The organism is Oscillochloris sp. ZM17-4, assembly GCF_019599295.1.
Taxonomy (GTDB): domain Bacteria; phylum Chloroflexota; class Chloroflexia; order Chloroflexales; family Chloroflexaceae; genus Oscillochloris.
Map to the genome: position 1 here is coordinate 1 of NZ_JAIEWN010000078.1, position 12,737 is coordinate 12,737.

At 67.2% G+C, this 12,737-nt stretch carries 17 protein-coding genes; 8 read left to right on the top strand and 9 right to left on the bottom strand.

Translation table 11 applies throughout. From position 1 onward, the window contains the following. The first annotated feature begins 248 nt into the window (after positions 1 to 248). The 5 genes from K2Z83_RS26560 (at position 249) to K2Z83_RS26580 (ending at position 4,876) form a co-directional block, all read left to right on the top strand. Positions 249 to 1,709, top strand: a complete 1,461-nt coding sequence (locus tag K2Z83_RS26560; RefSeq protein ID WP_220598186.1) for an IS66 family transposase — start codon at positions 249 to 251, stop codon at positions 1,707 to 1,709. A gap of 459 nt (positions 1,710 to 2,168) precedes the next feature. After that, positions 2,169 to 2,402 (top strand): DUF433 domain-containing protein, encoded by a 234-nt coding sequence (locus tag K2Z83_RS26565; RefSeq protein WP_220598187.1) that lies wholly within the window; start codon positions 2,169 to 2,171, stop codon positions 2,400 to 2,402. Beyond that, on the top strand, positions 2,386 to 2,715 hold the full coding sequence (locus K2Z83_RS26570) for a DUF5615 family PIN-like protein (protein WP_220598201.1): 330 nt from the start codon (positions 2,386 to 2,388) through the stop codon (positions 2,713 to 2,715). Before K2Z83_RS26565 ends, K2Z83_RS26570 begins: the two co-directional genes overlap by 17 nt. A gap of 396 nt (positions 2,716 to 3,111) precedes the next feature. Next, complete coding sequence (locus tag K2Z83_RS26575; protein ID WP_220598188.1) at positions 3,112 to 3,813, top strand: creatininase family protein; 702 nt, start codon at positions 3,112 to 3,114, stop codon at positions 3,811 to 3,813. Between the two features lie 106 nt (positions 3,814 to 3,919). Beyond that, the gene (locus tag K2Z83_RS26580) at positions 3,920 to 4,876 is read left to right on the top strand and encodes an alpha/beta hydrolase (protein WP_220598189.1); all 957 of its coding nucleotides are present in this window, start codon (positions 3,920 to 3,922) and stop codon (positions 4,874 to 4,876) included. Between the two features lie 67 nt (positions 4,877 to 4,943). Here the strand turns inward: K2Z83_RS26580 and K2Z83_RS26585 are convergent, their stop codons facing one another. Both K2Z83_RS26585 and K2Z83_RS26590 read right to left on the bottom strand, forming a co-directional pair. After that, entirely contained in the window at positions 4,944 to 5,681 is a 738-nt protein-coding gene (locus tag K2Z83_RS26585; protein ID WP_220598190.1) for a class I SAM-dependent methyltransferase, read from the bottom strand. A 37-nt stretch (positions 5,682 to 5,718) separates the two neighbouring features. Next, positions 5,719 to 6,816 (bottom strand): hypothetical protein, encoded by a 1,098-nt coding sequence (locus tag K2Z83_RS26590; RefSeq protein WP_220598191.1) that lies wholly within the window; start codon positions 6,814 to 6,816, stop codon positions 5,719 to 5,721. Positions 6,817 to 6,920: 104 nt separating this feature from the next. Between K2Z83_RS26590 and K2Z83_RS26595 the strand changes: the two genes are divergently transcribed. Then, on the top strand, positions 6,921 to 7,082 hold the full coding sequence (locus K2Z83_RS26595) for a hypothetical protein (protein WP_220598192.1): 162 nt from the start codon (positions 6,921 to 6,923) through the stop codon (positions 7,080 to 7,082). On the opposite strand, the gene K2Z83_RS26600 is transcribed toward K2Z83_RS26595, so the two are convergent. Together K2Z83_RS26600 and K2Z83_RS26605 are read right to left on the bottom strand one after the other, a co-directional pair. Then, positions 7,077 to 7,292, bottom strand: coding sequence for a DUF2277 domain-containing protein (locus K2Z83_RS26600; protein ID WP_220598193.1), 216 nt, complete (start codon positions 7,290 to 7,292; stop codon positions 7,077 to 7,079). The two genes, K2Z83_RS26595 and K2Z83_RS26600, sit on opposite strands and share 6 nt — an antisense overlap. A 13-nt stretch (positions 7,293 to 7,305) precedes the next feature. Further along, positions 7,306 to 7,974 carry an MBL fold metallo-hydrolase gene (locus K2Z83_RS26605; protein WP_220598194.1) on the bottom strand — a complete coding sequence of 223 codons (669 nt, stop codon included), beginning with the start codon at positions 7,972 to 7,974 and terminating at the stop codon, positions 7,306 to 7,308. A 274-nt stretch (positions 7,975 to 8,248) separates the two neighbouring features. Here K2Z83_RS26605 and K2Z83_RS26610 point away from each other — a divergent pair, with 274 nt between their 5' ends. Together K2Z83_RS26610 and K2Z83_RS26615 are read left to right on the top strand one after the other, a co-directional pair. Beyond that, positions 8,249 to 8,845 (top strand): TetR/AcrR family transcriptional regulator, encoded by a 597-nt coding sequence (locus K2Z83_RS26610; RefSeq protein WP_220598195.1) that lies wholly within the window; start codon positions 8,249 to 8,251, stop codon positions 8,843 to 8,845. A 72-nt stretch (positions 8,846 to 8,917) separates the two neighbouring features. Next, on the top strand, positions 8,918 to 10,045 hold the full coding sequence (locus K2Z83_RS26615) for an FAD-dependent monooxygenase (RefSeq protein WP_220598196.1): 1,128 nt from the start codon (positions 8,918 to 8,920) through the stop codon (positions 10,043 to 10,045). An 11-nt stretch (positions 10,046 to 10,056) separates the two neighbouring features. Here the strand turns inward: K2Z83_RS26615 and K2Z83_RS26620 are convergent, their stop codons facing one another. From K2Z83_RS26620 to rpsP, 5 genes are all read right to left on the bottom strand, one after another. Further along, positions 10,057 to 10,773 (bottom strand): glycerophosphodiester phosphodiesterase, encoded by a 717-nt coding sequence (locus K2Z83_RS26620; RefSeq protein WP_220598197.1) that lies wholly within the window; start codon positions 10,771 to 10,773, stop codon positions 10,057 to 10,059. 97 nt (positions 10,774 to 10,870) lie between these two features. Continuing rightward, positions 10,871 to 11,158, bottom strand: coding sequence for a hypothetical protein (locus tag K2Z83_RS26625; protein WP_220598198.1), 288 nt, complete (start codon positions 11,156 to 11,158; stop codon positions 10,871 to 10,873). 411 nt (positions 11,159 to 11,569) lie between these two features. Beyond that, on the bottom strand, positions 11,570 to 12,097 hold the full coding sequence (gene rimM / locus K2Z83_RS26630; RefSeq protein ID WP_220598199.1) for a ribosome maturation factor RimM: 528 nt from the start codon (positions 12,095 to 12,097) through the stop codon (positions 11,570 to 11,572). Between the two features lie 66 nt (positions 12,098 to 12,163). Next, positions 12,164 to 12,391, bottom strand: a complete 228-nt coding sequence (locus K2Z83_RS26635) for a KH domain-containing protein (protein ID WP_220598200.1) — start codon at positions 12,389 to 12,391, stop codon at positions 12,164 to 12,166. Between the two features lie 13 nt (positions 12,392 to 12,404). After that, positions 12,405 to 12,683, bottom strand: coding sequence for a 30S ribosomal protein S16 (gene rpsP, locus K2Z83_RS26640; protein WP_220598202.1), 279 nt, complete (start codon positions 12,681 to 12,683; stop codon positions 12,405 to 12,407). Positions 12,684 to 12,737 lie beyond the last annotated feature (54 nt).

Sequence of the window (12,737 nt, forward strand, 5' to 3'; positions counted from 1 at the left end):
GACAAAGTCGGTAAGCCCCGAAAACAGTCTAGGCCATCTACAAGTTTCAGTCACACCCAATTGATTTTCAGATCAGCCCAGCGTAGCAGCGAAGTAAACAATAGAAGGCTAGAATTTTTTGTAAAATCTCGTAATCTCTTGACACAAAAAGTAAAATCGCCTTACTTTAAAGCCGAAATCGACGTACTCCTGTCAAGTAAAAGGTCAGGGGGTTGACAAGATGAGAACCCTATGGCATCCTTCCGGCCATGGATGAGGAGCCGCTGCTGATATTAGGGATTTCCCCGGAAGACTGGGCCAAGACACCCGAGTCGGTGCAGCTCGCGCTGCTCAGTCTCTTCGATATCATGCAGGCGCAGCAGGCCCAACTGCGCGAACTCCAGACTCTGGTACGTGAGCTCCAAGCGCGGCTGGGCCAGACCTCGCAGAATTCGTCCAAACCCCCGTCATCCGACCCGCCATCCGCGCGTCCGAAGGAACCACGCACCCCACGGGGACGGAAGGCCGGCGGGCAGCCCGGCCACGAGGGCCATCAGCGTCCGCTGGTCCCCCCCGAGCGGGTCGATGAGGCAATTGAGCTCCGGCCCGAGGCCTGTCCCCACTGCCAGACGCCGTTGGCGCCCACCGCACCGGACGCCGCACCGCTCCGCCGTACCCAGGTGTGGGAACTGCCGCCCATCGTGCCGCTCATCACCGAATATCGCCAGCATACCCGCTGTTGCCCGCAGTGTCGGGAACTCGTGACTGCACCCTTGCCCCCGGATGCGCCACCCGGTGCCTTTGGCCCCCGGGCGACCGCGCTGATGGCCCTGCTGCGCAGTCATTTTCATGCCAGCCTGGCGGCGGTCGAGGAATTCTGTCACGATGTCTGCAACCTGCCAATCAGCAGTGGCAGCATTGTGACCAGTTGCGACCGCGTGAGTGAGGCGCTCGCGCCGGTTGATACGGCCATTCAGGACGCGGTTCAGGCCGCCGACCAGGTCAATGCCGATGAAACCAGCTGGCCTACCGAGACGCGGAAGGGCTGGCTCTGGGTGGCCATCTGTAGCATCGCCACCTGTTTTCGCATTCACCCCAGCCGCGGGCGGAAGGGCTTAGCGGCGCTGCTCGGGGACGCCTATCGGGGCATTGTGGGCTCGGATCGTCTGAGTACCTACAAGCTGTACCCCTCGGGGCAGCGTCAACTTTGCTGGGCGCATCTGATCCGCAACCTCGTGGGGTTGCTCGCTCGCTACGCGGATGAAACCCGATGGGCGCAGCGGATGCTGGATCGGACAGAAGACTTGTTCTTCGTCTGGCATGCCTATAAAGAAGGATGGTACGACCAGGTCGCGTTGCAGCAAGCGCTCATCCCAGTGCGCCTCGCCATGCACGAGCTGCTTGTGGAAGGCACCACCCTGCCGTATCCAAAGATCGTGGGCTTTAGCCGCGAACTGCTGGCGCAGTGGGATGCACTCTGGACCTTCAGCCGGGTTGCGGGCGTCGAGCCGACCAATAACGCCGCCGAGCGAGCGTTACGTCCCGCCGTACTCTGGCGGAAGGGGAGTTTCGGCTCACGCAGCGCGACCGGCTGCCGCTTTGCTGAGCGCATGTTGAGTGTGTGTGCGACGTGCGCACAGCAGGATCGCTCCCGGTTTGCCTTCATCACCGAGGCCGTGCGTGCCGCCTGGGCTAGCGAACCCGCACCGCTCCTCGTCCCGACCCCCTAATCGAAGCGCCGGCACAGGCTCGACCGTTTGGCGGGGTTTTGTGAAATCCCGCCAAACGGTCGAGCTTTTCTATGCCCTATCGCACACCCTGACCTTTTACCCTGTCAACCCGCCGCCCAACATGGCTCGCACCTGACGCCGCTGGCGCGTCATCAAACCTGGTGCATTTTTCATGCGCGTGGCGTGCCAACGCGTGGTGCCATCTAGTGAACCTGCCAGCGGCGCAGGTGAAGCCCAGCGTTGGGCGGCAGCCTCAACCCGGAACGCTCTTGAGGTGGATGTGCAACGATAGCGATTTTCCTCAAAAACCCCGTAAAACTGTTTTCACCTGAAGTACGTATATATCTTGGTGAGACGAGATCCATCAGATACCTGTAAGCTGTTCAGTCGTTCTTTCTCCATCTATGCTATACTTTCATAAGTAACGTTCGCCAGAGGGCACGACACAGGAGGTGCGTGATGACACCGAAGATGGCGATCCTCATCGTACGATCTCCAGATATTTTGAGTGGAACCCCGGTCTTTGCCGGCACGCGGGTACCGGTCAAAAATCTGCTCGATTATGTACGGGCAGGTGACACGATTACGGACTTTTTGGACGATTTCCCGTCGGTCAGCCGGGAGCAAGTTGATACCGTTCTCGCCCGCGTAGAAGCGCTTGTCCTGGAGATGAATGATGCGCGTGCTGCTTGACGAATGTCTGCCGCGAAAATTGAAATATAGCCTCGACGGGCACGAGGTGACGACTGTCCAAGAGCGCGGATGGTCGAGTAAGAAAAATGGGGAACTCCTGCGGCTGATGAATGAGTCCGTGGATGTGTTTTTGACATCGGATCAGAATTTACGCTATCAACAAGATCTGAGTATCATTCGCTATCGCATCATTGTGTTAGTCGCGCGCGATAACCGTCTTCCCACGCTCCAGCCATTAATGCCGCAAGTGCAACAAGCACTACCTCTGATGCTCCCGGGTTCGGTAATAGAGATTGGAGCGCATGAAGATTAATACTACTCTGCGAAGACAAAAACACCGCTTTAAAAAGCGGTGTTTTTTATGAATAAATGAGAGCGGCGGATGCACCGCATCACAGCAGCGTGCCGTACCCACGAAAAAAGCTGCATATTCCGCAGCAGCGTGCCACCAGTATGTGCTGTACCAGTAAAAAATCTGCATATTTCATAGCATAAAAAATTAATATAATAGTGGTTGGAACTGAGGCCGTTACGTCCTGGGGACTACCGCGCCAAGGGCCTCAGGGGGCGGTACAATACACCTCCGGTGAGGGCTTGGGGGCGGCTTCGCCGCCCCCAAGTATTTTTATAGTGCGGCCCGGCGGTTTCGCCGCCGGGCCGCACTATAAAGCAGTATCCGGGGCGCAGCCCCGGAAATAAGGAGGCCCGTATGCAGATCAGCGCGATGCACTGGCGACAGGTGGAGGAGTACCTGCGGGGCGATGACCGGGCGGTGGTGCCGCTGGGCAGCACCGAGCAGCACGCCTACCTCAGCCTGAGCACCGACAACATCCTGGCCGAGCGGGTCGCCGCCGAGGCCGCCGAGCCGCTGGGCGTGCCGGTCTTCCCGGTGCTGGGCTACGGGATCACACCGAACTTCCGGGCCTACCCCGGCACCGTCAGCCTGCGCGTCTCCACCTACCTGGCGGTCATCCGCGACCTGCTCGACGGCCTGTATGGCCAGGGCTTCCGGCGGATCGTCTTCGTGAACGGCCACGGCGGCAACACGCCGGCCCAGGCCCTGGTCGATGAGTGGGTGGGCGACCACCCCGGCGCGCAGGCGCGCTGGCACGGCTGGTGGAACGCGCCGCGCACCTGGGCCAAGGTCCAGGAGATCGACCCGCTGGCATCCCACGCATCCTGGATGGAGAACTTTCCCTGGACCCGCCTGGACGGCGTGGCCATGCCCGCCGAACGTAAGCCGGCGGTGGATGTGGGCGCGCTGCGCGCCTTCGGGCCGGCCGCCTACCGCGAGGGTCTGGGCGACGGCAACTTCGCCGGCCTCTATCAGCGCGACGACGCCGAGATGCTGGCGCTGTGGGAGGTCGGCGTGGCCGAGGCCCGCGAGGCCATCGAGGGGCCGTGGCGGTAGCCCATTTCGCCGCCTACGCGCGCCGGGCTTATGCGCTACAATAGATCTATCCCAATGGTGTGATCTGTGAGCGCTGTGCTCTCCCGTGTGTCAAGGAGGATACCTGATGGACACGATGCGCCTTGTCGACCCTGAGCTGGCCCCGATGCTGGAGATGTTTCCGAAGCTACAGTTCACCCGCGAGGAGCTGCCGGCGATCCGGGCCGGGATGGCGGAGATGTTTGCCCAGACCAGCGCGGCGCTGCCCGAGTTTCCCAATATCACGGTGAGCAAGCGCACGGTGCCCGGCCCCGACGGCGCGCCCGATGTCCCGGTGATCGTCTATGTGCCCAAGGGCGCGCCGGGCCCGCTCGGCGCCCTGCTCTGGATCCACGGCGGCGGCTATGTGATCGGCAGCGCCGAGCAGGATGACGCGCAGGTCAAGGGCATGGTCACGCAGGTCGGCTGCGTCATGGTCTCGGTCGACTACCGGCTGGCCCCGGAGACCGCCGCGCCCGGCTCGGTGGAGGACTGCTACGCCGCGCTGAGCTGGCTACACGCCAACGCCGCCGAGCTCGGGGTCGACCCGGGCCGGATCGCGATCGGCGGGGCGAGCGCGGGCGGCGGCATGGCGGCCGCCCTCGGGCTGCTCACCCGCGACAGGGGCGCGATCCCGCTGGCCTTCCAGCTGCTGATCTACCCGATGCTGGACGACCGCACGTGTACGGCCAGCGCGCCGCACCCCCACGTCGGCGAGTTTATCTGGACCCCCGAGTCGAACCACTTCGGCTGGGCCGCGCTCCTCGGCCACGAGCCCGGCCGCGACGACGCCTCGCCGTACGCCGCGCCGGCCCGCGCCGAGAGCCTCGCCGGCCTGCCCCCGACGCTGATCAGCGTCGGCGCGCTCGACCTGTTCCTGGAGGAGGACCTTGAGTACGCCCGCCGGCTGATGCGCGAGGGCGTCCCGACCGAGCTGCACGTCTACCCGGGCGCCTTCCACGGCTTCAACCTCATGCCCACCGCGCGGGTCGCCCAGGACTTCGACCGCGACCTGGTGGCCGCGCTCCGGCGCGCGCTGGGCTAGGGCGGCGGCAGAGCGCAGAGCGTAGAACGCAGAGTGCAGTTCCGCCCTGCGCTCTGCGCTCTGCGCTTCACAGGCGCCCGTAGACCGACACGCAGTTGCCGCTGCGCGCGGTGAACGGCTCGCGGCCCCAGCCCCCCCAGCGCTCCCGCAGGCGCAGCCCGGCGATGCGGGCCATCAGGTCGAGCTCGGCCGGCCATGCGTAGCGGGTGACGATCGGGCTGAGCCGGATCCCCGCGCCCGAGAGGGTCACGTGGGTCTCTTCGAGCAGCTGGGTCACCGGGTCGAAGCGGGCCACGTCGAGCCGCAGCGAGTCGCCCGTGATCGCCTCGGCGTCGACGTACTGGTTGTTGCGCAGGTTGTAGAACTCGGCCGGCACGCCGCCCTCGACCACGAACAGGCCGTCGTCGGACAGGTGGGCGGCCACGTTCTCGAAGCAGCGCACCTGCTCGTCCTGGGTCAGCAGGTTGAACAGGGTGTTGAAGACAATGTAGATCAGGCGGTAGCTGCCGGGGACCGCGACGTCGGCGTAGTTGCCGATCGTGACGGCGATCTGCGCGCCGCCGGGCTTGGCCCGCAGCCGGGCGACCATCTCGGGCGAGAAGTCGATCCCATCGACGCGGATGCCCCGCGCCGCCAGCGGCAGGGCGATCCGCCCGGTGCCGATCGCCAGCTCCAGGGCGGGGCCGCCGCCGGCCAGCTGCTCCAGGAGCGCCACGGTTGCGGCCTCATCCCCACGCTGGGAGAGGTCGTCGTAGTCGGCGGCGGTGTCCGCGCCGAAGCTCGTGGCGGGCGTGTAGTTCTCCATACTTCTGTACCTCCTTCAGGCCTCGTCGGCCGCCCGATCAGCGCACCACCAGCGGCAGGTAGGCCCGGGGCGTGAGCGGCGGCGCGGCAGACGCGGGGCACGCCGTATCGCTCGGCCGCCCGCCCACCGTGCTCAGGAAGCACCAGGCGGTCGGCGCGAAGCCGGCGGGCACGTGGCCGCCGCCCTGCGCGATGAAGAAGGTCAGGTCCAGCCCGGCGCAGCGCGTCGCCAGATCCCCGGCCGACTGGCTGTAGGCGTAGGTCTTCACCGCCCGGCCGCCCACGCTGTAGCCCAGGTCCTGCTCGGTCTGTGAGCTGACCTGCACAGTGTAGCAGCCGGCCGCGTCGCCCCAGCCGGCCCAGGTGAACGAGCCGTAGTCCACGTCCAGCTCCGGCGGGGCGGTGTCGCCAAGCTCCCCGCCAGAGGGGGGGAGCTGACCGTGGATGTCGAGGATATGCGGCGTGCGGGCGGTGCTGAACAGCGTGGCCCTCGGCCCCCAGTAGCCGTACGGGCTGACCTCGCCGCATGTCGTGTCGCTGCCGGCCGCCGCCGGGGTGCCGGGCGTGCCGGGGTTCTGGGCGTCGCCCTCGCAGTAGAAGGTGCCCGAGATCGGCACGATCGCCCGGATCGTATCACGGGTGCGTGGGTCGGCGTAGAGCAGGTAGGCGAAGCCCGCCCCGCGCGACTCGCCGACGAGGTAGACCTGCTGCGGGTCGATCTTCGTCCCGAGCAGGTCGCTCGCCGTGGCCTGGGCGATCAGCTGATCGATGAAGTCGACATCGTCGTAGGGCTGGCCGGCCTCGTCCATGCGGAAGCGCCAGGCCGAGCCGTCGATCGCGGCGGCCGCGGGGATCTGGTTGCGCCCCTGGGCCGAGAGCAGCACCGCGCCGTTCGCGTCGCTCAGCACGGCTGCCCGCCAGGCGGCGCTGATCCCCATGTCCCCGCCGTCGCCGTGGAGCTGGATCACCAGCGGGCGCCCGGCGGCCGGCGCCGCCGCCGGGGATACCGCGTAGACGAAATTCCGCGTGTAGCCGTTGACCAGGATCGCGCGCTCCGTATCGGCGGCGAGCGAGGGGCGCGCCGGGGTGAGCGCAGCCGCCACAAGCAGCAGGCAGATAGTGAGCCATCGCACCATGGTGCTCCTTTCATCGGACCGTGATCGCTGGGGGGAGATGCGTGTATCATACACCGTACGACCAGTGTTTGGCCGTCTGCCCCCCTACCGTGGAGAGAAACCCTATGCTGAGCGCACCAACCTTCGCCGACGTGCTGCGCGCCAGGCGCCAGATCCGGCCCTACCTGGCCCGCACGCCGCTGCACCGCTACCCGGCCCTCGACGAGCTGATCGGCACGCCCATCTTCGTCAAGCAAAGGAAGCTCTTTAGGACCGGCGGGCTATGACGGATCGGCGGGCAGCCCGCCCACCGCCACAAGCAGCCGACGGGTCGCCGCGGCGACCTCGGCCACGGCGGACTCGAAGGCGGGCGCGTTGGCGCGGGCCGGCTGGCGGTAGCCGCTGACCTTGCGCACATACTGCAGGGCCGCCGCCGCGATCTCGTCCTCGGTTACATCGCGCTCGGCGCGGCGCAGCTGCTTGATGCTTCGGCACATAGCAGGGTCTCCCTCAGCTCAGGGCCGGCAGCGGGATCGGCGTGTCGCGTATCACCGGCCCGTGGCCGCAGCAGATCATGCGCGGGGCGAGGGCGGCCTGCTGGCGCACCGACTCGCAGCCGGCGGCGTAGTCCCAGGTGAAGGGGCCATCCACGAAGCGCAGCCGGCCGCCCATCGCCATCAGCGAGTCTCCGGCGATGAGCAGCCCGTACTGCGGCGCGTAGAACGAGCGGTGGCCGGGCGTGTGGCCGGGCGTGGCCAGCACCTGTAGCCCGCCCAGGATGGGCAGCTCGTCGCCGGGGCGGATGATCTGGGCGTTGGCGAAGGGCGTGATCGGCATCATGAGCTGCATGAGGCCGAACAGCGGCGCGAGTGCGGGCGAGATCTTTGGCTCACGCGAGGCCTCGCCTCGGGCCATCGCGGCCGCCTCGATCGCGTCGGCGTAGACGGCGGCCCCGCTGGCTGCCTGGAGCTCGGCCAGCCCGCCGATATGGTCGGGGTCGGCGTGGGTGATCAGAATATTCCGGATCTCGCTGAGCCGGCGCCCGCGCCGGGCGAGGGCGCGGGCCACCGCCTTCGGCCCGCCGGGGGTGCCCGCGTCCACCAGGCTCAGGCCCTCCGGCTCGATGATCAGATACATGTTGACGAACGTGTCGGCGATCTGCTGGATCTGTGGGGTCATCTCGCTCTCCGCTAGAGGTGAGGCGAGAGCTCTCGCCCCTCTCTATCATAGCGCAGAATCCGCCGTTGGGCGGGCGCCATTGCGATCCATGCCGTAGGGGCGGGCCAATGTGCCCGCCCGCCAGGCACATGGCGGCATTGCCTGCCCATGCAAAAACATCCGCCGCACCCGTTGTCGCCCTGGCCCCTTGACAGGGGCCGATCTGAGTCGTATATTACCGACCATAGTCATTGACCATAGTCATTAACTATGGTCAGTAATTAGAGAGCCAGCCATGACAACCCGCCGACAGGAGCAAAAAGCCGCGACGGCCCGCCGGATCTTCGCGGCGGCGATCGCCCTCTTCCGCGAGCAGGGCTTCGCGGCCACCACCGTCGAGCAGATCACCCAGGCTGCCGGGGTGGCCAAGGGCACCTTCTTCACCCACTTCGCCAGCAAAGAGCTGCTGCTCGACCACATCGGCCAGATCCAGATGGAGCGCATCGCCGCCGCCACCGCGGCCGACCCGGCATTCGCCCAGCGCGGCGCCCGCGAGCGGCTGCGCCTCGTGATCCGCACCCTGGCCGCCGGCATTGCCAGCCAGCCGGCCGAGATGCGCGCCCTCACCGTGGAGATCCTGGCCCGCCGCAGCATCTTCGAGGTGGACCGCCAGGGCATCGGCGCACTCGACTCCCTGCTCGCCCAGATCATCGCCGACGGCCAGGCCGCCGGCGAGCTGCGCGCCGACGCGCCGCCCGAACAGGTGGCGGCCCTGACGCGCAGCGCCTACTTCATGGCCCTCTTCGACTGGGTGCGCGACGAGGGCGTGGGCCTGCCGGCCCGCGCCGACAGCTACCTGGACATGCTCTTCGGTGGAATAGCGACCCCGTAAGGGCGCAGTGGCGCGCAGCAGTGCGTAAGGGCGCAGCATCGCGGCGCTGCTGCGCCCCAACAGGAGACACCAATGAATGCCATCATCATCGGCGCGGGGATCGGCGGCCTGGCCGCCGCCATCGGCCTGCGCCAGCACAACATCGCCGTCGAGATCTACGAGCGCGCCCCCGAGCTGCGCGAGATCGGCGCCGGGCTGACCCTCTGGGACAACGCCGCCCGCGCCCTGGCCCAGATCGGCGCCGGCGACCTGCTGGCCCCGATCAGCGCGCCCGAGCTCCGGGGCGGCATCCGCACCCCCGACGGCGCGCTCCTGGTGGACTTCGGCGCGGTCAGCGCGCCCGGCGATGGCGCGGCCCTCAGCCGCGTCGTCCACCGCGCCGACCTCCAGGCGGCGATGCTCGGCCTCATCGACCAGGCCAGCCTCCACCTGGGAAAGGATCTGGTCGACCTGAGCCAGGAGCGCGCCGGCGTCGTCGCGCGCTTCGCCGACGGCTCCCAGGCCCACGGTGACATCCTGATCGGCGCGGACGGGATCGGCTCGCGGGTGCGCGCCGCGCTCCACGGCGCGCGGCCCGCGCGCTACGCCGGCTACACCGCATGGCGCGCGGTGGTGCCCTTCGACGCCGGCCGCAGCCTGCCCGGCGAGACCTGGGGACTCGGCCTGCGCTTTGGCCAGGTTCCCCTGGGCGACGGCCGGGTCTACTGGTTCGCCGCCCAGAGCGTGCCCGCCGGCCGGCGCATCCCCGGCGGCGAGCGGGCCGAGCTGCTGCGCCTCTTCGGCGGCTGGCACGCCCCCATCCCGGAGCTGATCGCCGCCGCCGAAGAGGCCGCCATCCTGCGCCACGACATCGCCGACCGGCCGCCGCTGCGCCGCTGGGGCCAGGGCCGGGTCACGCTGCTGGGCGACGCCGCCCACCCGACGACGCCCAACCTTGGGCAGGGAGCCTGCCAGGCTCTGGAGGACGCCGCCGTGCTCGCCCGCTGCCTGGCCGAGGGCGGCGCGCCCGATGCGGCCCTGCGCCGCTACGAGGCCCTGCGCATCCCGCGCACCGCCGAGGTCGTCCGCCGGTCGCGCCTGATCGGCGCCGTCGGCCAGTGGCGCAACCCCCTGGCGGCGGCCGCGCGCAACCAGCTCATGCGCATGGCCTCCGGCGCATCGCAGCGCCAGATCCAGCAGATCGTCGCCTACCAGTTCTAGCGCACTGAGCCCTACGCCCGCCCCAGCGCCTCCCGCGCGACATCCGGCCTGTTGGTGATGATCCCCGAGGCACCGGCCTCGGCCAGGCGCCGCATCAGATCCGGGTCGTCCACCGTCCAGACATGCACCGCGTAGCCGGCGCGTCGCACCAGGGGGATGATCGGCAGCAGGGCGGGCAGCTCGCGCGAGGGGTGCCAGGCGGCGGCGCGCACCGAGCGGAGGGCGAAGAAGGGCCACAGCTCGCGGGCGCGGATGTCGGGGCGGTAGCTGCGCGTGCCCATCAGGTAGCCCAGGCGCACCGCCGGGTCGGCGACGGCCAGCTCGGCCAGGGCGACGGGCGAGAACGATGAGACCACCGTCTGCTCAAGCAGGCCGAACTGGCGCAGCAGGGCGGCGGCGCGCGCCCCGACGCCGGCCGTCTTCAGCTCGACGTTGAGGGCCATGCCCGTCTCGCGGGCGAAGGCCAGCGTCTCCTCCAGGGTCGTCACCCGCTCGCCGCCGATGTCGAGGGCCTGCAGGTCGGCCAGGGCACACTGCCCCACCGGGCGGGGGTTGCCGTCCCAGCGCTCGGTCGTATCATCGTGGAAGATCGCCAGGGCGCCGTCGGCGGTGGGCTGCACATCCAGCTCGATCATATCGGCGCCCTGGCGGCGGGCCAGCTCGAAGGCGGCGATGGTGTTCTCGGGGGCGTAGGCCGAGGCCCCGCGGTGCGCGATCACGTAGGTCATGGCGATCCATGCGGAAGGGGGGCGCGGCAGCCGCCACGCCCCCCTGATATTCAGCGGCGTCAGCGCGCCGCAAGTATCGCCGAGCTCGCAGATCCCGTCAACCGACAGTTACCGGCTCATCGCTCAGGTGCAGCTCGGTGTCGGCCTGAAGCGCCTCCTTGGTGAGCATTGGGGCCAGGATCCGCTGCATCGCCATAATATGCGCACAGGTGCCCCAGTTGTGCGAGAACGAACACGTGCAGCTCCAGTGGCCATCCTTCAGCTCGATCTCGTGCTCGCTATTGCCGCCGTTGAAGTGCGCCGTCAGGCCGCTGAACTTGATCCGCTCCGGCTCCTCGGCGTATCGGCGGGCCTTCTCGATCTTTCCGATCAGATCTGAGTGCATGGGACACCTCCTACGTAAGTGCTGAACTACCTCGTCCAGTAATGTCGTCGTGCGTGGACGGAAAACAAAAGGGGCGGCAGCAGACTCCAGCCTGCGCCGCCCCTACGAGCTACTGTCGTACTTGTTCATTTTTGCCCCCATACGGAACTCCTTTATCCAAGGGTTAAGGGGTATTAAGGAATGTTCATAGTATACCCCTTGGCCGAGGCGAGAGTCAAGGGAAGTTTCGTTAACGGAGGGGAGGGAGATCTCCGCATTGATACGGGAAGAAACGCCCTGCTACACGCTAGCTGTAGCGCGATCAATTACGCCTCGCGCATGCGCCGCGCCAGATCGAGGATGCTCTCGCCGTAGGTGGTGCCGGGGTAGGCCCAGCGGCCGTTCAGCCCGATGGATGTGTGACGCTATCGGCTATGAGAGCAGGCCCTCGATCGGCCGGACGACGACGCGGCGGCCGGGGATGTCAAACTCGGCGATGAACTCGCGGACGACGGGGATGAGCGCATCGCCCTGTCCGGCGCGGGTGACGACCAGCACCTCGTGGACGCCCGTCTCGATCACCTCGCGCACCGGGCCGATCTCCTGGCCGTCGACGGTGGAGACCTGCATGCCGATCAGGTCGTGGATGTAGTACTCATCCTCGCCGAGGGGCGCGGCGTCAGACTGGCGGATGTAGACCTCGGAGCCGCGCAGCTCATCGACGTCCTCGCGCTTCTCAAGGCCGCTGAGGGTGAGCAGGAGCACGCCGGGCTTATGCTCGTGCAGCTTGGTGAGCGTGTAGGGCGCCAGCTTCTTGCCGACAAAGATCTGACGCAGGCGACGGCGCAGGTAGTCGGGCTGGTCGGTGAACGACTTCATCTTGACCAGGCCCTTGATGCCGAAGGGGCCGGCGATCACGCCGATCAGGAGCAGGTCGTCGGGGGATTCTGTAGTGGTCATAGAAAACAGGCGTAGGGACGCAGCGCGCTGCGTCCCTACGGTACACCTTTCCCAGATTCCTGGGTATCACTCAATATCGATATGGACGCGCTTGTTCTGCCGTGCGGCGGCGACGCCCATCAGGTCGCGGATGGCCTTGGCAACGCGCCCGCTGCGCCCGATCACCTTGCCGGTCTCATCGGGTGCCACCGAGAGCTCATACGTCACCGTGAAGCGGCCGACGCGCTCTTTGATCTGCACCGCGTCGGGGGTGTCCACGAGGCTGCGCGCGATATAGTCGAGCAGATCCTTCATGGGGTGTGACGCCCTAGGCCTCGACGGGGGCGGCGATGACCTTGCCATCACCATCGAGGATATTCTGCTTCTTCAGCAGGCTGACCACCACATCGCTGGGCTGGGCGCCGACGCCAAGCCAGTAGCGGGCGCGCTCAGCGTTGACCTCAAGCACCTTGGGGATGCGGATCGGGTTGTAGTGGCCGATGATCTCAATGAACCGGCCATCGCGCGGCGAGCGTGAGTCGGCCACGACGAGACGGTAGCTGGGCTGCTTGGTCTTGCCGGTGCGGCGAAGACGAATCTTAACCATGGGTGTAAACTGCCTCCGGATACAATCTTTACCATCACATACTGCTCGCGCCAG